The sequence below is a fragment of the Comamonas sp. w2-DMI genome (genome assembly GCF_040187735.1).
Classification (GTDB): Bacteria; Pseudomonadota; Gammaproteobacteria; order Burkholderiales; family Burkholderiaceae_C; genus Comamonas; species Comamonas terrae.
Genome location: NZ_JBANEL010000031.1, coordinates 19,468 through 39,267, shown reverse-complemented (window position 1 = coordinate 39,267; position 19,800 = coordinate 19,468). Strand labels below are relative to the sequence as shown.

At 67.1% G+C, this 19,800-nt stretch carries 18 protein-coding genes and 1 pseudogene; 9 read left to right on the top strand and 10 right to left on the bottom strand.

Annotated elements, in window-relative coordinates:
* The 4 genes and pseudogenes from V8Z74_RS22825 to V8Z74_RS22810 form a co-directional block, all read right to left on the bottom strand.
* Positions 1-111, bottom strand: a pseudogene (locus V8Z74_RS22825) (electron transfer flavoprotein subunit beta/FixA family protein); the annotation flags it as partial.
* Positions 108-269 (bottom strand): hypothetical protein, encoded by a 162-nt coding sequence (locus V8Z74_RS22820; RefSeq protein WP_157081926.1) that lies wholly within the window; start codon positions 267-269, stop codon positions 108-110. The gene V8Z74_RS22820 and the pseudogene V8Z74_RS22825, both read right to left, overlap by 4 nt.
* 90 nt (positions 270-359) lie before the next feature.
* Positions 360-1,151 carry an enoyl-CoA hydratase gene (locus tag V8Z74_RS22815; protein WP_349711438.1) on the bottom strand — a complete coding sequence of 264 codons (792 nt, stop codon included), beginning with the start codon at positions 1,149-1,151 and terminating at the stop codon, positions 360-362.
* 40 nt (positions 1,152-1,191) lie between these two features.
* Positions 1,192-2,151: a histone deacetylase family protein gene (locus V8Z74_RS22810; protein ID WP_066476247.1), complete on the bottom strand. Its 960-nt coding sequence runs from the start codon at positions 2,149-2,151 to the stop codon at positions 1,192-1,194.
* Positions 2,152-2,187: 36 nt separating this feature from the next.
* Between V8Z74_RS22810 and V8Z74_RS22805 the strand changes: the two genes are divergently transcribed.
* From V8Z74_RS22805 to mltB, 4 genes are read left to right on the top strand one after another with little or no spacing between them, the layout of a single operon-like run.
* Positions 2,188-3,108: an AAA family ATPase gene (locus V8Z74_RS22805; protein ID WP_349711436.1), complete on the top strand. Its 921-nt coding sequence runs from the start codon at positions 2,188-2,190 to the stop codon at positions 3,106-3,108.
* Positions 3,108-4,091, top strand: coding sequence for a DUF58 domain-containing protein (locus V8Z74_RS22800; protein ID WP_349711444.1), 984 nt, complete (start codon positions 3,108-3,110; stop codon positions 4,089-4,091). The genes V8Z74_RS22805 and V8Z74_RS22800 overlap by 1 nt, the downstream gene beginning before the upstream one ends.
* Positions 4,088-6,280, top strand: coding sequence for a transglutaminase TgpA family protein (locus tag V8Z74_RS22795; RefSeq protein ID WP_349711433.1), 2,193 nt, complete (start codon positions 4,088-4,090; stop codon positions 6,278-6,280). Before V8Z74_RS22800 ends, V8Z74_RS22795 begins: the two co-directional genes overlap by 4 nt.
* Positions 6,277-7,422, top strand: a complete 1,146-nt coding sequence (mltB, locus tag V8Z74_RS22790) for a lytic murein transglycosylase B (protein ID WP_349711430.1) — start codon at positions 6,277-6,279, stop codon at positions 7,420-7,422. The genes V8Z74_RS22795 and mltB overlap by 4 nt, the downstream gene beginning before the upstream one ends.
* Before the next feature lie 63 nt (positions 7,423-7,485).
* On the opposite strand, the gene V8Z74_RS22785 is transcribed toward mltB, so the two are convergent.
* Positions 7,486-8,784, bottom strand: coding sequence for a branched-chain amino acid ABC transporter substrate-binding protein (locus V8Z74_RS22785; RefSeq protein ID WP_349711428.1), 1,299 nt, complete (start codon positions 8,782-8,784; stop codon positions 7,486-7,488).
* Positions 8,785-8,963: 179 nt separating this feature from the next.
* On the opposite strand from V8Z74_RS22785, the gene V8Z74_RS22780 reads away from it, so the two are divergent.
* On the top strand, positions 8,964-9,347 hold the full coding sequence (locus tag V8Z74_RS22780) for an Hsp20/alpha crystallin family protein (protein WP_066476253.1): 384 nt from the start codon (positions 8,964-8,966) through the stop codon (positions 9,345-9,347).
* 189 nt (positions 9,348-9,536) lie between these two features.
* Here V8Z74_RS22780 and metE read toward each other — a convergent pair whose 3' ends face one another.
* On the bottom strand, positions 9,537-11,864 hold the full coding sequence (gene metE, locus V8Z74_RS22775) for a 5-methyltetrahydropteroyltriglutamate--homocysteine S-methyltransferase (protein WP_349711425.1): 2,328 nt from the start codon (positions 11,862-11,864) through the stop codon (positions 9,537-9,539).
* A gap of 113 nt (positions 11,865-11,977) precedes the next feature.
* On the opposite strand from metE, the gene V8Z74_RS22770 reads away from it, so the two are divergent.
* Positions 11,978-12,877 (top strand): LysR family transcriptional regulator, encoded by a 900-nt coding sequence (locus V8Z74_RS22770; protein ID WP_349711423.1) that lies wholly within the window; start codon positions 11,978-11,980, stop codon positions 12,875-12,877.
* 150 nt (positions 12,878-13,027) lie between these two features.
* On the opposite strand, the gene tsaD is transcribed toward V8Z74_RS22770, so the two are convergent.
* From tsaD to V8Z74_RS22755, 3 genes are all read right to left on the bottom strand, one after another.
* A complete protein-coding gene (tsaD, locus tag V8Z74_RS22765) occupies positions 13,028-14,068 on the bottom strand; it encodes a tRNA (adenosine(37)-N6)-threonylcarbamoyltransferase complex transferase subunit TsaD (RefSeq protein WP_349711420.1) in 1,041 nt (346 codons plus the stop codon).
* A gap of 227 nt (positions 14,069-14,295) precedes the next feature.
* Complete coding sequence (locus V8Z74_RS22760) at positions 14,296-14,739, bottom strand: CBS domain-containing protein (RefSeq protein WP_066476267.1); 444 nt, start codon at positions 14,737-14,739, stop codon at positions 14,296-14,298.
* A 204-nt stretch (positions 14,740-14,943) separates the two neighbouring features.
* The gene (locus V8Z74_RS22755; protein ID WP_349711418.1) at positions 14,944-15,639 is read right to left on the bottom strand and encodes a DUF937 domain-containing protein; all 696 of its coding nucleotides are present in this window, start codon (positions 15,637-15,639) and stop codon (positions 14,944-14,946) included.
* A 199-nt stretch (positions 15,640-15,838) separates the two neighbouring features.
* Here V8Z74_RS22755 and ybiB point away from each other — a divergent pair, with 199 nt between their 5' ends.
* Positions 15,839-16,834 (top strand): DNA-binding protein YbiB, encoded by a 996-nt coding sequence (ybiB, locus tag V8Z74_RS22750; protein WP_349711415.1) that lies wholly within the window; start codon positions 15,839-15,841, stop codon positions 16,832-16,834.
* A 47-nt stretch (positions 16,835-16,881) separates the two neighbouring features.
* Positions 16,882-17,682, top strand: coding sequence for a uroporphyrinogen-III C-methyltransferase (gene cobA / locus V8Z74_RS22745; protein ID WP_066476301.1), 801 nt, complete (start codon positions 16,882-16,884; stop codon positions 17,680-17,682).
* A gap of 70 nt (positions 17,683-17,752) precedes the next feature.
* On the opposite strand, the gene V8Z74_RS22740 is transcribed toward cobA, so the two are convergent.
* Complete coding sequence (locus V8Z74_RS22740; RefSeq protein WP_066476303.1) at positions 17,753-18,253, bottom strand: acyl-CoA thioesterase; 501 nt, start codon at positions 18,251-18,253, stop codon at positions 17,753-17,755.
* Positions 18,254-18,472: 219 nt separating this feature from the next.
* On the opposite strand from V8Z74_RS22740, the gene V8Z74_RS22735 reads away from it, so the two are divergent.
* Positions 18,473-19,744, top strand: coding sequence for a BaiN/RdsA family NAD(P)/FAD-dependent oxidoreductase (locus tag V8Z74_RS22735; RefSeq protein WP_349711412.1), 1,272 nt, complete (start codon positions 18,473-18,475; stop codon positions 19,742-19,744).
* Positions 19,745-19,800 lie beyond the last annotated feature (56 nt).

The window sequence follows — 19,800 nt, the reverse complement described above, 5'->3', positions numbered from 1 at the left end:
GGGGTTCATGCTCATCTTGACGTTGGCGATGTCCACACCTGTGCCGTCCGATTTGACGCGGACTTTCACGTTGTAGTCCACCACGCGCTTGACGGGGACCAATACCTTCATTGCTGCGGCTCCTTCATGATTACTGCATTGACGTTTACGTAAACTGGATTCATTTTATGCGGCACTGCAACAGCTGCTGCAAAAATTCCGGCTGCCGGTGGATGGCCGGCCAGCCGAGCTGACGGCATAAAAACGAACGACCGTTCAATTTTATGCATGACTTGCGCAAAACCGAAGACCTTTTGCGGGTTGAATCAGGGTAATACCTAGGTATTCCACCCTGCATCATGCGGGCCAGGCCGGACGCATCAGGACTGCCAGCGCGGCGCACGCTTTTGCACAAATGCCTGGGCGCCTTCCTGGGCATCCACGTCCATCATATTGGAGGCCATGGTCTGCCCGGCCAGCTGGTAGGCTGCTTCCACGCCCATTTCGCGCTGGCGATAAACCAGCGCCTTGCCCATGGCGATGGCCGTGCGCGGCTTGCTCACGATGGCCTGTACCAGGTGCTCTATTTCGGCATCGAGCCGGTCCGCAGCGACGACGCCATTGAGCAGCCCGTACTCCATGGCCTGGGCCGCAGTGATGAATTCGCCGGTCAGCAGCATCTCCATGGCCTTCTTGGCCGGCATGTTGCGCACCAGCGGCACGCTGGGCGTGGCGCAGAACAGGCCGTACTGGATGCCGCTGGTGGCAAAGCGGGCTTGGTCGCTGGCCACTGCCAGATCGCACTGCGCCACCAGCTGGCAGCCGGCCGCCGTCGCAATGCCGTGCACGCGCGCAATGACCGGCACGGCCAGCTTCTGGATGGCCAGCATGACGCGGCTGCACCGGGCAAACAGCTGCTGGTAATAGGCCAGCTCGGGATGGGCGGCCATGTCCTTGAGGTTGTGCCCCGCGCAAAAGGCCTTGCCGCTGGCCGCCAGCACCACCACGCGCGCCGATGCGTCGCAGGCGATCGCATCCAGGGCCTGCTGCAGGGCCTCCAGCATTTGCTCTCCCAGCGCGTTGAAGCGCTGCGGATCATCCAGCGTCAGCCGCACGACGCCGCGTTCGTCCTTTTCCATCCGCACCAGCGCTGGCTGCCGAGCTTGTGTCACAGCATGTCTCCTTCACTTCCAAAGGGCCTGCCAGGCCGCATCAGATATCGGCGAGAACCCTCACATGGGCCTCCACGCTGCGCGCCAGCGCAGACATCACATAGCCGCCTTCCAGACAGGACACGATGCGTCCCTTGGCATAGCGCCGCGCAATATCCTTGACCCGGGTGGTGATCCAGGCGAAGTCATTCTCGGTCATGCCCAGTTGCCCCATATCGTCTTCGCGATGGGCATCGAAGCCGGCGCTGATGAAGATCATCTCGGGCTTGAACGACTCCAGCCGCGGAATCCACATCATCTCGACGATCTCCCGGATGTCCATGCCCTTGGTATACGCGGGCACGGGCACGTTGAGCATGTTGGGGGCCGGGTCCTTGTCGCCGCTGAACGGATAGAACGGATGCTGGAAGATGCCGCACATCAGCACGCGCTCGTCGCCGGCCAGGATGTCCTCCGTGCCGTTGCCATGGTGCACGTCGAAATCGATGACAGCCACGCGGCGCAGCTGGTAGCGCTCCAGTGCATATTTGACGGCAATGGCCACGTTGTTGAAGAAGCAGAAGCCCATGGCCTGGTTGCGCGTGGCATGGTGGCCGGGCGGGCGCACGGCGCAGAAGGCATTTTCCAGCTCGCCGGCCATGACGGCATCGGTCGCGGCCAGGGCCGCACCGGCCGCCCGCAGCGCGGCCTTGAAGGTATGGCGGTTGATGGAGGTATCGGTATCGATCTGCCGGTGTTCGGGGCCGCCGGCCTGCAGCTCCTGCTCCAGGCGGCTGGTCAACCCCTGCAAAGCCGCCACATGCATGGCGTCATGCGCCAGCTCCACTTCGGTCAGCGATGCTTCGGGCGCGTCGCGCCGATCCAGCGCGTCGCTCACGCCCGTGATCAGCAACCGGTCTTCGATGGCATCCAGGCGTGCAGGGCACTCGGGATGCCCCGGCCCCATTTCGTGCAGCCAGCAGTCCCGGTGGGTGAAATATCCTGTCTTGCCCACAGTCATGTCTCCGCAATCGTTTTTTTGGGATAACGTCGCGCCATGCACGCTCAGCACACAATCAACGCGTTACTGAATCAGCTTAACACGGTAATGGAGGGCAAGCCGGACCAGGTCAGGGACAGCGTGGCCTGCCTGATCGCGGGCGGGCATTTGCTGATCGAGGACGTGCCCGGCGTGGGCAAGACCACGCTGGCCCATGCGCTGGCCCGCAGCTTCGGCCTGCAGTTCTCTCGCGTGCAGTTCACGGCCGACCTCATGCCCAGCGACCTGACAGGTGTTTCCATCTACGACCGCGCCAGCGAGGCCTTTGCCTTCCATCCCGGCCCCATCTTTGCCCAGGTGCTGCTGGCCGACGAAATCAACCGCGCCAGCCCCAAGACACAGAGCGCGCTGCTGGAGGCCATGGAGGAACGCCAGGTCACGGCCGAGGGCCGCACGCACAGCCTGCCGGCGCCGTTTTTCGTGATTGCCACGCAGAACCCGCTGGAGCAGCTGGGCACGTTTGCGTTGCCCGAAAGCCAGCTGGACCGCTTCCTGATGCGCGTCAGCCTCGGCTATCCGCATCGTGCGGCAGAGCGGCTGCTGCTGGCGGGCAATGGCCGGCGCGCCACGGCCGAGGCGCTGCTGCCCGTTGTCTCCCACGGGCAGCTGCAGCAGCTGCAGCTGCTCGCGCTGGAAATACATGCCAGCGATGCGCTGCTGGACTATGTGCAGGACCTCGTGGACGCCACGCGCAACGGCCAGTGGTTCGTGCAGGGCCTGTCCCCCCGGGCCGCCATCGCCCTTTTGCGCGCCGCCAAGGCGGTGGCCCTCATGCAGGGGCGCGACTATGTGGCGCCCGACGACGTGCAGGCCATACTGCCGCAGGTGGCAGCCCACCGTCTCGTGCCCGTGGGCAATGCGGGCCGCGGGGCGGCCGAGCAGGTGCGCGCCATGATGCACGCCGTGCCGCTGCCATGATGGCGGTGTCGCCCGCCGCCCGGATCCGCCGCTGGATATTGGCGCGCCAGCCCCGCACGGACCAGCTCACGCTCACGCAGGCCAATGTCTACATACTGCCTTCGCGCGCCGGCTGGGCCCTGCTGCTGACGCTGCTGGTACTGCTGGTGGCGGCCATCAACTACCAGCTCAACCTGGGCTACCTGCTGACCTTTCTGCTGGCGGGCAGCGCCGCAGCCAGCATGATCGTGGGCCACGCCAATCTGCGCGGGCTGCGCCTGCAGCTGCAGGGCTCCGGCGGCGGCTTTGCCCATGCGCCGCTGTCCATGCGCATCATGCTGGGCAACCCGGGTCGGGGCCGGCGATGGGGCATCGGCCTGGCTCTTCACGAAGCGGCAAAAGCCAGGCCCGGCGACTGGACCTGGGTGGACGTTCCCGAGCAGTCCGGCACGCCGGCCGAGCTGGCCTTCACGCCCCGGCAGCGGGGCCTGCACGCCCTGCCGGCAGTCCAGGTGCTCACCCGCTATCCGCTGGGCGCGTTCAAGGTCTGGGCCGTCTGGCGCCCGCAGACCCGGGTCTGGATCTATCCGGCGCCCGAGACCCATCCGCCGCCGCTGCCCGAAGCCAGCCCCGAATCCGGCGGCCAGGGCCATGCCGCCGTGCGCAGCGGTGACGAGTTCGACGGCGTGCGTGCCTACCGGCCCGGGGATTCGCTCAAGCTCGTGGTCTGGAAAAAGGCGGCCCAGGCCTTTGCCACTGGCAGCCATCAGCTCATCAGCCGCGACCGCCCCTATGCAAGCCAGCACAGGCTGTGGCTGGATGCGCGCGCCACGGGCTTGCACGATCCGGAAGCCTGCCTTTCGCGGCTGGCGGCCTGGGTGCTGCTGGCGCAGCAGCAGGGCCATACCTGGGGGCTGCGCCTGCCCCACGGCCAGGAAATCGCGCCCGACAGCGGAGCGGCCCATGCAACGCGCTGCCTCGAAGCGCTAGCGGCCTGCCCATGAACCACAGCTCTTCCATGGCCGACCTGTCCGCTACCCTGGCGCCTGAAAGCCTGCGCCAGCGGCTCGCCGCGCTGCCGCGCGATGCGCGCGACACCCTGTTCCTGCTGGCCGTCATCGCTTGGGTGCTGCTGCCGCAGGCCTCCCACACGCCCTGGTGGACCAGTGCCTTCGCCGCCAGCCTGCTGCTGTGGCGGGGCCAGTTGGCCTGGAAGGCCGCGCCCCTGCCCGGCCGCATGGTGCTGGCCGGCCTGCTGCTGGTGGCGGTTGCCGCGACCTGGGCCACGCACCGCACCCTGGTCGGCAGGGATGCCGGCGTGACGCTGGTCGTCCTGCTCCTGGCCTTGAAGACCCTGGAGCTGCGCGCGCGGCGCGACGCCATGGTGGTTTTCTTCCTGGGCTTTTTCGCGCTGCTGAGCAATTTCTTCCATTCGCAGTCGCCTCTCATGGCCCTGGCCATGATCGCCGGGCTCGTGGGCCTGCTCACCGCGCTGGTCAATGCCCACATGACGGCGGGCAAGCCGCCGCTGCTGCAGGCGCTGCGCACCGCCGCGCTGCTGACGCTGTGCGGCGCGCCGGTCATGCTGGCGCTGTTCATGTTCTTTCCGCGCATGGCGCCGCTGTGGGGCGTTGCGTCCGCCGACCTGGCCGGCCGCAGCGGCCTGTCGGAAAACATGCGGGTAGGCGAAGTCGCATCGCTGGCGCTGGACGACAGCGTGGCCCTGCGCCTGCGCTTTCTCACGCCCGGCGGCACGACGCCGCCGGCAGCGGCCCTGTATTTCCGCGGTCCCGTGCTCGCGCACTTCGACGGCCGCAACTGGAGCGCTTGGCAGGCCGATCCCGCCGCATCGGCCCTGGAAATGCCGCAGCTGCGCGTGAGCGGCGAGCCGCTGCGCTACGAGATGCTGATCGAGCCCAGCAAGCGCCGCTGGCTGACCCTGCTCGACGCCGCGCGCGACGCGCCGCAGCTGCCCGAAGGCGCATCCGTGGGCCGGGCCCGCATGGGAGGCGAGCTGCAATGGATCACGCAGCGGCCGATCACCGATGTGCTGCGCGTCCATGCCCAGAGCCATACGCAATTCCAGTACGGCCCACGAGAGGCCACGCCCGAGCTGCAGCGCTATCTGCAGCTGCCGCCCGAGGGCAGCCCCGGCGGCAACCCGCGTACGCGCGCCCTGGGGCAGCAGCTGCTGGCCTCCATGGCCGGCCCCCGCAACACTCCCGCCCTGGTGCAGAAAGCGCTGGAGCGGCTGCGCAGCGGCGGCTATGTCTATACGCTGGAGCCCGGCGTGGTCGATGCGCTGCACACTGCCGACGATTTCTGGTTCGACAGCAAGCAGGGCTTTTGCGAGCACATCGCCTCGGCCTTTGCCGTGCTCATGCGCAGCATGGGCGTGCCGGCCCGCATCGTCACCGGCTACCAGGGCGGCGAACACAACGCCGTGGACGGTTACTGGACCGTGCGCAACAGCGACGCACATGCCTGGGCCGAAGTCTGGGTTGCCGGCCAGGGCTGGACGCGCGTGGACCCCACGGCCGCGGTCTCGCCCGCGCGCGTGGGCCAGTTCCAGCGCCTGCAGGCGCCGCGCGGCGCCCTTGCCAGCGCCATGGGCAACCTGGTCGATACCGGCACGCTGCAGGCGCTGCGCGCCTTCTGGGAAGCCGCCAACCATCGCTGGAACCAGTGGGTGATCAACTACACGCAAAGCCGCCAGATCCATTTGCTGCAGGGCCTGGGCCTGCAGTCGCCCGACTGGACGGATCTGCTGCGCCTGCTGGGCGCCAGCCTGGGCACCCTGGCCTTGCTGTGGCTGCTCTGGGCCCGCATGACGCGACCACGCCCCGATGCCTGGAGCCAGTTGCTGGGCGAAGCCAGGGCCCGGCTGCAGCGCAGCGGCATTGCCGCGGGGCCCGCCACCTCGGCGCGCGCCATGGCCTTGCAGGTGCAGGCCCGCTGGCAGGCCACTCACGAGCCCTGGGCCCGGGCAATGGGCCAGTGGCTGCTGGACATGGAGAAACTGCGCTACGCGCCAAGCCCGCAGCCGGATTCCGTCGCCGGGCTGGCCTCGCTGCGCCGGCGCTGGCGCCAGCTGCGCGCCTTGCCGTGGCCGCCAGCCACCCAGGCCTGCGCCGACAAACCCGACATGAACCCGCCAGCCGCCGCAGGCTTGCACTCATCCGCCACCTCATGACATCCCTGCAATCACCCGCCCGCACCGCCCCGTCCGTGGCCTTCTCAATGGCACTTTCGCTGGGGCTGGCCCTGGTCCATCCGGCCGCCGCCCAGGCCGCACCACAGCATGCCAAAGGCGCCGGAAAGGCCGCTGCCAGCCAGCCAGCGGCGGACATCTACTACGCCGGCCGGCCCGACGCCATGCTGCTGGCCGCCGAGATTGCCGAACACCACGGCCTGCCGCGCGAGTGGGTGGAAAGCATGCTGGGCCAGGCCCGCTTCCTGCCGCAAGTGCCCAGGCTGGTGACGCCGCCGGCGCGCGGCTTCGTCAAGAACTGGACGGTGTACCGCAGCCGCTTCGTCGAGCCCATACGCATCCGTGCGGGCGTGGATTTCTGGCGGGCCCACCGCGAAGCCCTGGAGCGGGCCGAGCGCCAGTTCGGCGTGCCCGCCGAAATCATCGTGGGCATCATCGGCGTGGAGACCATCTACGGCCGGCAGATGGGCAATTTCCGCGTCATGGACGCACTGGCCACGCTGTCGCTGGACTTTCCCCGTGCCCATCCGCGCGCCCAGGCGCGTACCGAATATTTCCGCGGCGAACTGGCGCAGATGCTGCTCACGGCCTACCGCTCGGGCATCGATCCGTTCTCCATCCGCGGCAGCTATGCGGGCGCCATGGGCATGGGCCAGTTCATGCCCACGAGCTGGGACAAATGGGCCGTGGACTTCGACGGCGACGGCCGCATCGACATGTTCAACAGCGCAGCCGATGCCATCGGCTCGGTGGCCAATTACTTCGTGGGCCATGGCTGGCAAAGCGGCCTGCCCTCCACCTTCGCGGTGGACATGCAGGCCGGAGGCCAGGACCTGGCCGCGCTGCAGGCCCCCGACATCCTGCCCAGCTTCACCGCGGCGCAGATGGCCGCCCGGGGCGTGCGCGTGCTGGGCGGAGAAAGCTACCAGCGTCCGCTGGCGCTGATCACGCTGGAAAACGGCGGCTCCGGCCCCACGCAATACCTGGCCGGCACCGAGAACTTCTATGCGATCACGCGCTACAACTGGTCGGCCTTCTATGCGCTGTCGGTGATCGAGCTGGGTCAGCGCGTGCACGAAGCCTATCGGGCCGGACAGCAGGCCAGCGCCTCTGGCAATCCATAAGAAAAAGCCTCCAGCGCCTATGGAGCAAGCGCTGGAAGCTATGTAATCAGGAGTGCAGGCGACTCAAGGGCGACGCATATGGCACAGGGACGGCTGCTCGGCATCGCGGGCCGCGATCTCGCGCACCACCCTGAAGCCGTAGCCCGAGCCCTCCACATCGAAAGCCACGCCCTCGCTGCCCTTGCGCTCCATCACGCCCACCACCAGCGGCTGCTGGAACTGGTGGTCTGCGGCGCGCATCCAGCCCGAACGCCCGGCCAGCTGCACGCTGGCCTGCTCCATGGCGCGCGCCACGGCCACGGTGTCGGTGCTGCCCGCGCGCTCCATGGACTGGGCCAATGCCTCCATCATGAGCTGCATGCGCATGTGCACATAGTCGTCCTCGTTGCGCGGAAAGCGCTGGCGGAAGGCCTGGTAGAACGCCCGGCTGTCGGCCGCAGGCACATTGGGCAGCCAGTCGGCCACGGCCAGCACCTTGCCGACGCCGGCGTCGCCCAGCGCGGCGGGCGCGCCCAGCGCATTGCCGTAGAAGGTGTAAAAGCGCCCCTCGTACCCCGCCTCGCGCGCCGCCTTGACCAGCAGCATCAGGTCATTGCCCCAGTTGCCGGTGATCACGGCCTGGGCGCCGCTTTGCCGGATCTTGGCCGCATAGGGCGCGAAGTCCTTGACGCGGCCCACCGGATGCAGCTCGTCGCCCACGATGCGGATGTCCGGGCGCTGCACGGCCAGTTGCCGGCGCGCCTCGCGCAGCACGGCCTGGCCGAAGCTGTAGTCCTGCCCGATCAGATAGGCGCTGTGCACGGCCTTGTCGTCCCGGATCACCTGCATCAGGGCCGCCATGCGCATGTCGGCATGGGCATCGAAGCGGAAATGCCAGAAGCTGCATTTCTCGTTGGTCAGCGTCGGGTCCACGGCCGAGTAATTGAGATACAGCACGCGGCGCTCGGGGTCGCGCTCGTTGTGCTTTTCAATCGCACCCAGCAAGGCCGCCGCCGTGGCCGAGGAATTGCCCTGCATGACCACGCGCACGCCGTCGTCGATGGCCGAGCGCAGCGCCGACAGCGCCTCCTCGTTCTGGCCCTTGCTGTCGTAGCGCACGATGGCCAGCGGCCGGGTCCCGCCCTGCGCTGGCGGCAGCCGCACGCCGCCGCGCGCATTCACGCGCTCGGCGGCCCACAGCAGGTTGCGGAACACGGCCTCTCCCGTGTTGGCGAAGGGACCGGACAGGCTTTCGATCAAGGCCAGCCGGATCGGGCGGGCCTCCTTCACCGAATTCCCGGCCATGGCGTCCACAGCGCTCAAAGGTCCGGCCCATAGTGCCAACTGCAGGTATTTCAAGGCATGGCGGCGCAATTTATTCATCCCAAAATCCTCTTGAAATGCATTGCGAGCCACCTACCTATGAACCAAGCGGCAGCAACGCAAGCCGCGCAGTGTATAGGCAACGACTGACGCAAAACGGGTCGAAGCAGAACGCCGCCTCCTGGCTGCGGACCTGGATTCATTCTTGTTTGCGCCAGTCAAATTTGGAGTTAACCACCATGATCTTCGCCCCTGTGATGAGCCGCAACAGCTTTGTCTCCCCCCGTGCAGCCGATCTGGCCCTGCAGCGCTTTCTGCAAGAAACCCTGGGCGCCTCCAGCCCCGTGCAGCAACAGGTCCAGGTCAGCCGCGACGACAAGGCCACCACGCTCGCGCTGGACGTTCCCGGCCTGGCGCGCGAGCAGCTGCAGCTCGCCATCGAAGGTGCCGTCGTCCGCCTGCAGAGCGTGGAAGGCGCTGCCCGCCAGGTGAAGCGCGCCTGGGAACTGGACCATGAGATCGACGCCGCGGCCAGCAAGGCCAAGCTCGAAAACGGCGTGCTGACGCTGACACTGGCCAAGCTGGAGCCGCAGAGCAAGGCCACGGTCCTGCCCATCGAATAAGCGCGAAGGCGGTGCCGGCCGATGTGGCCGCTGCCTGACGTTTTCGGAGCTGGCCGGCCTGCCCGACATCCTTTCTTCCGTCTTCTTTAGCACCGGCAGGCCGAACGGCAGAAAGCCCGCAATGCGCAATGCACTGCGGGCTTTTTTTAGTCCGCCGCTCCGGATCGCGGAGCTTCAGCCCAAGGGTATTCAGGCCGCCGCGATGGCTTCGGCAGTCCCGGCAGCCGCCGGCGCCTGGCGCAGCGTCCTGGCGGCGGCCACCATATGGGTCAGGGCCGCAATCACTTCGCTCCACTGGCGTGTCTTGAGGCCACAGTCGGGATTGACCCACAGGCGCCCGGCCGGAATGCGCCCGGCCGCCTTTCGCATCAGTTGCACGATGTGATCCTGCGTCGGGATGTTGGGCGAATGGATGTCGTAGACGCCGGGACCGATTCCGTTCGGGTACCGGAAGTTCTCGAACGCATCGAGCAGTTCCATGTCCGAGCGCGAAGTCTCGATGGTGATCACGTCGGCATCCATGTCGGCAATCGAGGCCATGATGTCGTTGAACTCCGAATAGCACATGTGGGTGTGTATCTGCGTGTCGTCGGCCACGCCGTTGGCCGCGATGCGGAAGCACTCCACGGCCCAGTGCAGGTACGCCTTCCATTGCGACTTGCGCAGCGGCAGGCCTTCGCGCAGTGCCGCCTCGTCGATCTGGATCACGCGTACACCGGCCCTTTCCAGGTCCAGCACCTCCTCGCGTATCGCCAGCGCCAGCTGCCTGCAGGAGACCGGGCGCGGCTGGTCGTCGCGCACAAAGGACCAGTTCAGCATCGTCACCGGACCCGTCAGCATGCCCTTCATGGGCTTTGGCGTGAGCGACTGCGCATAGGTGATCCACTCCACCGTCATGGCCCGGGGTCGGCTGATGTCGCCGAACAGGATGGGCGGCTTCACGCAGCGCGAGCCATAGGACTGCACCCAGCCGAACTGGCTCAACGCATAGCCGGCCAGCTGTTCGCCGAAGTATTCGACCATGTCGTTGCGTTCGGCTTCGCCATGCACCAGCACATCCAGACCCAGCGCCTCCTGCTCGCGCACGCTGCGCTCTATCTCGGCGCGCATGGCCGTCCGGTAGAGCGCCGCATCCAGCCTGCCGGCCTTGAACTCGCTGCGCGCGCGCCGGATATCGGCCGTCTGCGGGAACGAGCCTATGGTCGTCGTCGGATAGGCCGGCAGCTTCAGCAGCCTAGCCTGCCGGGCCGCGCGCACGCCGTAGGCGCTGCGGCGTTCGCCCATGCGGAAATCGATGGTGGCCGTGGCCGCCTGCACGGCCGGGTTGTTGACGCGCGGCGACGCGCGGCGGGATGCCAGGGCCGCGGCGTTGGCCGCCAGCTGCGCCGTCACCGCCTTGCGGCCTTCGCGCAAGGCCCTGCCCAGCACGCGAAGCTCTTCGAGCTTTTGCAGCGCGTAGGCCAGCCAGGATTTGATCTCGGCGTCGAGCTTGCCCTCCTGGGCCAGGTCCACGGGCACATGCAGCAGCGAGCAGTTGGGCGCGATCCACAGGCGCTCGCCCAGGCGCTCGGCCAGCGGCTCCACCCAGTCGAGCACGGCCGCCAGGTCCGTCTTCCAGATGTTGCGGCCGTTGATCACGCCCAGCGACAGCACCTTGTGCGCGGGCAGCAGGCCCAGTAATTGCTGCACATCCTCATGGCCGTTGACGGCGTCGACGTGCAGGCCGGCCACGGGCAGGTTGGCCGCCAGGTATTTGTTCTCCGCCAGATCACCGAAATACGTGGCCAGCAACAGCTTGGCCTTGGCGGCCTTCAGGTGGTGGTAGGCCGTGTTGAACGCATGCTGCCAGTCCGCGTCGAGCTCGGTCACGAGGATGGGCTCGTCGACCTGCACCCACTCCACGCCCTGCGCCGCCAGGGTGTCGAGCAGCTCGGCATACACGGGCAGCAGGCGCGGCAGCAGATCGAGTTTGTTGGAACCGTCCTTGGCCTTGCCCAGGGCCAGGTAGGTGACGGGGCCGATGATGACGGGCTTGGATCTCACGCCTTGCGCCCTGGCCTCGGACAGCTGCTCCAGCAACCGCGTGGCATCGAGCTTGAACGTGGTGCCGGCCGTGAATTCGGGCACGATGTAGTGGTAGTTGGTGTCGAACCACTTGGTCATCTCGCCTGCGGCCACGCCGCAGCAGCAGCCCGGATGGTCCCCGGTTCCCGTTGCCGAACGGCCGCGGGCCACGCGGAAATAGTTGTCCAGGGCTTCGCCATGGAAGCCCTGCACGCGCTCGGGCAGATGGCCCAGCGTGAAGCTCATGTCCAGCACCTGGTCGTAGAAGGAGAAGTCGCCCACGGGCACGAGATCCAGGCCCTGCTGCTCGCTCCAGTGGCGCTGGCGCAGCGCGGCGCCCAGCGCCTTCAGCTCCTCCCGCGAGGATTCGCCCCTCCAGTAGGCCTCGAGCGCGAACTTGAGTTCCCGCCGGGCGCCGATGCGGGGAAAGCCGAGGTTGTGAATGGTCGTCATGGAAATTCTTGGATGAGAAAACAAGGGTTCGGAAGGAGTGAACGCATTCTGGTTTCTTCAATCCATGAAGTAAAATGGTCTTATCTCACAAATCCATGAATTTCATTCATTAAATGCTGGAACGCATCCATCTGGTCATCGTCCAGGAAGTCGAGAAACAGGGCTCGCTCACGGCTGCGGCCGACGTGCTGTGCGTCACCCAGTCGGCGCTGAGCCACAGCATGAAAAAGCTAGAGCAGCAACTGGGCACCGATATCTGGCTGCGCGAAGGCCGCAGCCTGCGCCTCACGCAGGCGGGCCGGTACCTGCTGGCCGTGGCGGGCCGCGTGCTGCCGCAGCTGGACCTGGCCGAAGAACGCCTGCGCCAGTTCGCCCAGGGTGAGCGCGGCGCGCTGCGCATCGGCATGGAATGCCACCCCTGCTACAAGTGGCTGCTCAGGATCGTCTCGCCCTACCTGAGCGCCTGGCCCGACGTGGATGTGGACGTGAAGCAGAAATTCCAGTTCGGCGGCATCGGCGCGCTGTTCGGCTACGAGATCGACCTGCTGGTCACGCCCGACCCGCTGTTCAAGCCCGGGCTGCAGTTCGTGCCCGTGTTCGACTACGAGCAGGTGCTCGTGGTGGCCGGCTCGCATCCGCTGGCCCGGGCCGAATACGTGCTGCCCCAGCATCTGGACCGGGAAGTGCTGATCACCTACCCCGTGGCCACGGACCGGCTCGACATCTACAACCAGTTCCTGCTGCCCGCCGGCATTGCGCCGCGCCGCCACAAGACCATAGAGACCACGGACATCATGCTGCAGATGGTGGCCAGCGGCCGCGGCGTGGCCGCGCTGCCGCGCTGGCTGGTGCTCGAATATGCGAGCAAGATGGATGTGGTGCCCGTGCGCCTGGGCAGGAAAGGCATTGCCAAGCAGATCCACCTGGGCGCACGCGAGGCCGATCTCGAGATCGGCTATCTGCGCGCCTTCATCGAGCTGGCGCAGCAGCCGGCGCCGCCCGCTTCGCCGTGAACTGGCGGCCGGGTACGGTCGCTGATGTTGTCGCTCTCAATAACAAAGCTGCTTGCGCCTGCCGAATCTGGGTTTCAGATATCTTTTAACCTGAAATCAAGATTGAATAGGCGCAAAAAGCTTCTTTTTCAATAGCAGCGACGGGAACGCCTATTGCAGCGCATCCAGCGGCCAGCGCGGCTTCACGTCGAAGGCGTATTCCTTGTTCGCCTGTTCACGCCCGACCTGCAGGCGCATGGCTGCGGCCATGGCGATCATGGCGCCGTTGTCGGTGCACAGATGCAGCTCGGGGTAGTGAACCCGAATCTTGCGCTGGGCGCATGCGGCATCGAGCTGTTCGCGCAGCAGCCTGTTGGCGCCCACGCCGCCGGCCACCACCACGCGCTTCATGCCGGTCTGCTGCAGCGCGGCCAGGGTCTTCTTGACCAGCACCTCGACGATGGCCGCCTGGGTGCTGGCCGCGAGATCGGCCTTGCGCGCCTCCAGCTCGTCGCCCAGTTTCTTGGCCTGGGTCAGCACGGCGGTCTTCAGGCCGGCGAACGAGAAATCCAGATCGCCCGAATGCAGCAGCGGGCGCGGCAGCTTGAAAGCCTTGGCATCGCCGCCCTCGGCCAGCCGGGACAGCACGGGTCCGCCCGGATACGGCAGGCCCATGAGCTTGGCGGACTTGTCGAAGGCCTCGCCCGCCGCGTCGTCGATGGTTTCGCCCAGGATCGCGTACTGCCCCACGCCGTCCACGCGCATCAGCTGCGTATGGCCGCCGGAGACCAGCAGGGCCACGAACGGGAATTCGGGCGGATCCTCGCTCAGAAAGGGCGAGAGCAGATGCCCTTCGAGGTGGTGCACGCCGAGCACGGGCTTGTCCAGTGCCGCGGCCATGGCGCAGGCCGCACCCGCGCCCACCAACAGGGCGCCCGCCAGCCCCGGCCCGCGCGTGAAGGCGACCACGTCCACCTGCTCCAGCGTGGCGCCAGAATCGGCCAGCACTTTTTCCGTCAGCGGCAGCACGCGGCGGATGTGGTCGCGGCTGGCCAGCTCGGGCACCACGCCGCCATAGGCGCGGTGCATCTCGATCTGGCTGTGCAGCGCGTGCGACAGCAGGACAGGCACGCCTTTGCCCGCATCGGCACGCACCAGGGCCACGCCGGTCTCGTCGCAGGAGGATTCGATTCCCAGGATCAGCAAACTCATGGCCGCAAGTGTAGGTGCTGCGGCTCGCCGGCGCAGGAAAGGCGGGCATTGGCCCTGCCCGCCTTTTTGTGTCTGCCGCCCCGGAGTTGCGGCATTTCCAATGGGCGCGTGAAACCGACATGCCCCCAGCCAGAAACGGCCAGCCAGGGCCGCCCGCGGCAGAGGCTGTCCGGGCAAAGGCCGCCGCCTCCTTCAGAGGGAAGGCGGCGCAGGCGCGCAGAAGCAGGTCAGGCATGCGTACCCGAGATGTAGTGCTCCAGCTGCTGGATCGTGAACTGCTGGGCCGAGATGATTTCCTTGACGATGTCGCCGATGGAGATCAGCCCCAGCAGCTGGCGCTGCTCGTCCACCACGGGCAGGTGGCGTATGCGGTTGCTGGTCATCAGCGACATGCATTCCTCGCTGGTCTGGTGCGGCAGCACGCAATGGACCTTGCGCGTCATGACTTCCTCGACCTTGGTGCTGCCCGAGCTGCGGCCCTGCAGGGCGATCTTGCGGGCATAGTCGCGCTCGGTCACGATGCCGGCGATCGCTCCGCCCTCCAGCACCAGCAGGGCGCCTATGCCTTTGTCCGCCATGCGCTGCAGCGCCACCAGCATGGTATCGGAGGGGGTCACGCTGTGGATGGCGCTGTTGCCTTTGGCGCGCAGGATGTCGGCTACGGTCGTCATAGGGTCCTCCTTGGGGGTTCAAAAAAAGCCGGTGCGGCGGGTCGCTGCACACAGGGACTGAAAACCAGTGTGAGGAGCTTGTTGCATTGCGGCAATCAGGCTATGCCCGTATGGCCCGCAGGAAAACAGCTTTCTGCGCACGCCATCGCGTTCCCCAAGGCAAAAAGGCAGCCGAAGCTGCCTTTTTTTATCCCGCGGCCGGAATCAGCGGCGGCCGCCCAGCAGGCTGCCGCCCAACTTGAACAGGTCGCCCATGTCCAGCTTGCCATCGCCATTCTGGTCCAGCAGGCTTCCCAGGATGCCGCCGGCTACGCCGCCTTGCGACTGGATCTGGCTGCTTTCCTGCCCCAGGGTGTTACCCAGTTCGCTGGCGCCCATGCCCTGGGACTGCACGCGATGGGCCAGAAAGGACATCACCAGGGGCGCCAGCATGGCCAGCAGCTGGCCGGCGTTGCTGCCCAGTCCCGTCGCCTGGCCCAGCTGCGCCTGGGCCTGATCCTGGTTGCCGCCGAAGATATGGCCCAGGATGGAGCCGCCATCGGCCTGCGCGGCATTGGCTCCGGCGCCACCGCCGCCCAGCACGGAGCCCAGGATGCTGCCCAGTCCGCCCGCGCCGCCGCCGGCCCCGCCCAGCAATCCGCCCAGGCCCCCAAGCAGGCCACCCAGGTCCATGGCGCCGTTGGCACTGCTGTGGTCACGCTGCAGCGCGCCAAGCAGATCGGCCGCGCCCTGGGGCTGGGAGGCGTTCTGCCCCAAGGCTCCGAACAGCATGGGCAGGGCCACGCCCACGGCCTGCTCGGCCTGCGCGCTGTCCACGCCCAGTTGCTGGGCCAGCCCCTGCATGGGCGCGCCCTGCAGCTGGCCCATGAGTTCGTCCGTCAGTGATGCGCTGGTGTTCATGAGAAGCTCCTGAAAAAACAGAGCACATCGTACGCGTGCCCGGTGACAGCAAATGTGAGCAATGTTCAGGCCCGCAAGTCCGCAGCCCTGCGGTATTCAGTTATTAACCACCGCCGGGCTGCAGGCGCAAGCACTCACATGTATATATAACGAACAAGTCTTATGGATTGCTGTTTTTATGACGACAATTACATGAATCATGAGCATCAGCGCCTATCTCAAGGAAATCGGCCGCGGCACCAAGGGTGCGCGGTCGCTTTCGCGTGCACAAGCCCGGGAACTCATGGGCCTGCTGCTCGACAACCAGGTCAGCGACCTGGAACTGGGCGCGTTCTGCATTGCCATGCGCTTCAAGGGCGAATCCGCCGAAGAGCTGGCCGGTTTTCTCGATGCGGTGGCAGCACGGCAGGCGCCCTGGCCGCAGCCGGAGGTTCCCGTCGTCGTGCTGCCCAGTTACAACGGCGCTCGCAAGCTGCCCAATCTCACGCCGCTGCTGGCCGCGCTGCTGGCCCGCGAAGGCCTGCCGGTGCTGGTGCACGGCTGCGACACTGAAGACAGACGCATCGGCACCCAGGCCGTGTGGAGCGCGCTGCAATGGCCGGTGCTGGCAGCCCCCGCCGCGCTGCAGCCTGGCCAGGCCGTCTGGATGCGCACCCGCCATCTGCTGCCGGCGCTGGAAAAGCTGCTGCAGCTGCGCCGCCGCATCGGGCTGCGCAACCCGGCGCACAGCATCGTCAAGTTGCTCGATCCGCTGGAACGCCCCCTGCCCGGCCGAACGGCCCTCCCCAGCCTGGTGGTGGGCAGCTACACCCATCCCGACTACGCCCATCCCATGGCCGAGACACTGGCCCTGCGCCAGGCCAGCGGACTGCTGCTGCGCGGCACCGAAGGCGAGCCGGTGGCGGCGCCCAACCGCGAGCCGGCCAGCCAGGGCCTGCTGGCCGGCCAGACCTGCTTTGCACGCTCGGCCATGCACAGCAGTCTGTATGCCGACGAGACAGCCGCTGCGCCGCAACTGCCCCAGGGCCTCGATGCCCTTCAGACTGCGCAGCTCATCCGCGACATGCTGGGCGGGCACCGGCCCGTTCCCGCGCCCATCGCGCAACAGGTGCAACAGATCAAAATCCTGCATGCGGCCATGTGCGCGCCCAATCCCCATAACCTCAGCCAGTTGCAGGGCCTGAGCCGCGACTGAAACGCGCCGCAGGCGCCGACCTCTCCAGAACCCTAGAACCCACTGCCATGACGAACTCGACCATTTCCCGCCCGGGCCCGGGCACCTGCACCCTGGTCGGCGCCGGCCCGGGCGATCCGGAACTGCTCACGCTCAAGGCCGCCAAGGCCATCGCATCCGCCACCGTGCTGTTCGTGGACGATCTCGTCAGCGATGCCGTCGTGGCCCATGCCAGCCCCCAGGCACGCATCGTCTATGTGGGCAAGCGCGGCGGCTGCAAGAGCACGCCGCAGGCCTTCATCGAAAAGCTCATGATCGCCGCGGTGCGCGAAGGCGAGAACGTGGTGCGTCTCAAGGGCGGCGACCCGTTCATCTTCGGCCGCGGCGGCGAGGAAGTGGAGCACTTGCGCGAAGCCGGCATCGCGGTGAGCGTGGTCAACGGCATCACCTCGGGCCTGGCCGGCCTGACCAGCCTGGGCGCGCCGCTGACCCACCGCGACCGCGCCCACGGCGTGCTCTTCATGACGGGCCACGCCAAGCCAGGAGACAAAGGCCCCGACTGGCGCCAGATCGCCGCAACCGCCCACGCGGCCAAGCTGACCCTGGTGATCTACATGGGCGTGAGCAGCGTCGAGCAGATCACCGCCGAGCTGCTGACCGGCCTGCCCGGCAGCACGCCCGTGGCCGTGATCCAGCACGCCAGCCTGCCCCGCCAGCGCCATGCGCTGACCACGCTCGCCACCCTGCCCGAATGCATTGCCCGCAGCGGCCTGGCCAGCCCCAGCGTCATGGTCATCGGCGACGTGGTGCAGGGCGTGGCCGCCTGGCAGGCGCAAGGCGCATCGGCGCTGCAGACCGCGGCGGCCTGAAGGCCGCTCGGCGCGTCAAAAGAAAAGGCCGCGATGCGGCCTTTTTTCGTGGTCGCCAGCGCTCTTCCGGTCAGCCCGCGACGTTCGCGCTGGTGGTGACATGGATCTGCCTGAAGCGCCCTGCCAGCTCCTTGCGCAGCTCCTTGCGGATCAGCGCGGCCTGCCAGCGGCGCTTTTCGTCGTCGGTCTGGGGCTGCAGCGGGGGAACGGAGACGGGCTTCTTGTTCTCGTCCACGGCCACCATGGTGAAAAAACAGCTGTTCACATGGCGCACCACCTGGGTGCGGATGTCCTCGGCCACCACCTTGATGCCGATCTCCATGGACGAGGTGCCGGTGTAGTTCACGCTGGCCAGGAACGTCACCAGCTCGCCCACATGGATGGGCTGCAGGAACATCACCTGATCCACGCTCAGCGTCACCACATAGCGGCCGGCGTAGCGGCTGGCGCAGGCGTAGGCCACCTGGTCGAGCTGCTTCAGAATGGCTCCGCCATGGACGTTGCCCGAGAAATTGGCCATGTCCGGGGACATGAGCACCGTCATGCTGAGCTGATGCGATGGGATATTCATGGGCGCGATTCTAGGAATATGCGGCTCTGGGCGAGAATGGGCACCCTTTTGTCCCACCCCGGGGCCCGTATTCGCGGCCGGCGCCTGCACGCCGGCGCATTTTCCTGATTACGGCTTACGCAAAGCAGGCCCCGGCAAGACCTTTGCTTCAACGAAGCAGTCTCAAAGCCTCCCTGTTTGCGTAAGTCCTACTGATTTCCTGCTGCTGTGAAATCCTCCATGTTTGATGCCGTCATCGTCGGCGCCGGCGCCGCCGGCCTGTTCTGCGCCGCCCGGGCCGGGCAGCGCGGCCTCAGGGTCCTGCTCGTCGACCACGCCGACAAGGTGGCCGAGAAGATCCGCATCTCGGGCGGCGGCCGCTGCAACTTCACCAACCGCGACCTCGACGTGCGCGCGCCGCACCGCCACTTCGTGGGCGCCAATCCCCAGTTCTGCCGCTCCGCCCTGTCGCGCTTCACGCCGGCCGACTTCATTGCCCTCATGGACAGGCACGGCATCGCCCACCATGAAAAGCACAAGGGCCAATTGTTCGCCGACCGCTCGGCCGAGGACATCATCGCCATGCTGCTGGCCGAATGCGCGGCCGGCGGCGTGCAGCGCTGGCAACCCTGCCGTATCGGAAACATAGCGTTTTCGGCTTCAAACGCTGACGGGGAAAGCGCCGGCAGCTATCAGATCGAGACCGACCGCGGCACGGTCACGGCGCGCAGCCTGGTGATTGCCACGGGCGGCCTGAGCATTCCCAAGATCGGCGCCACGGATTTCGGCTACCGGCTGGCCCGGCAGTTCGGCCTGCCGCTGGTGGAGCGCTCGCCGGGCCTGGTGCCGCTGACCTTCGACGGCGCCGGCTGGCAGCCCTATGCCCAGCTCGCGGGCCTGGCCCTGTCGGTCGAGATCAGCGCGAGCCCAGCAACGGGCAGCAAGAAGGAACGCATGACCTTCCATGAAGACCTGCTGTTCACCCACCGCGGCCTCTCGGGCCCGGCCGTGCTGCAGATCTCGAGCTACTGGACGCCCGGCACGCCGCTGACCATCAATCTCGCGCCCCAGGTGGACCTGGAAGCCGAACTGCTGGCCGCCAAGGCCCGCTCGCGCAAGCTGATCGCCAATGAGCTGTGCCAGTGGCTGCCCGCGCGCCTGGCCGATGCCTGGGTGCAGCAGGACGCAGCCTGGCAACGGCCCATCGACCAGGCCTCGGACAAGGCCCTGGTCCAGCTGGCGCACAGGCTCTCGCGCTGGGAGATCACGCCCACGGGCACCGAGGGCTACAAGAAGGCCGAGGTCACGCTGGGCGGCGTGGACACCAAGGCGCTGTCCCAGCAGACCATGGAATGCAAGAGCCAACCCGGCCTGTACTTCATCGGCGAGGTGGTGGACATCACGGGATGGCTGGGCGGCTACAACTTCCAATGGGCCTGGGCCAGCGCCCACGCCTGCGCACAGGCGCTGCCGGTCTCGGACCGGGAGCCGGTCCAGGACGCAGTCTCCTGAAGGCTCCTCCGTATGAAAAAAGGATGGCAGCGCCATCCTTTTCCTGTCCAGCAGCC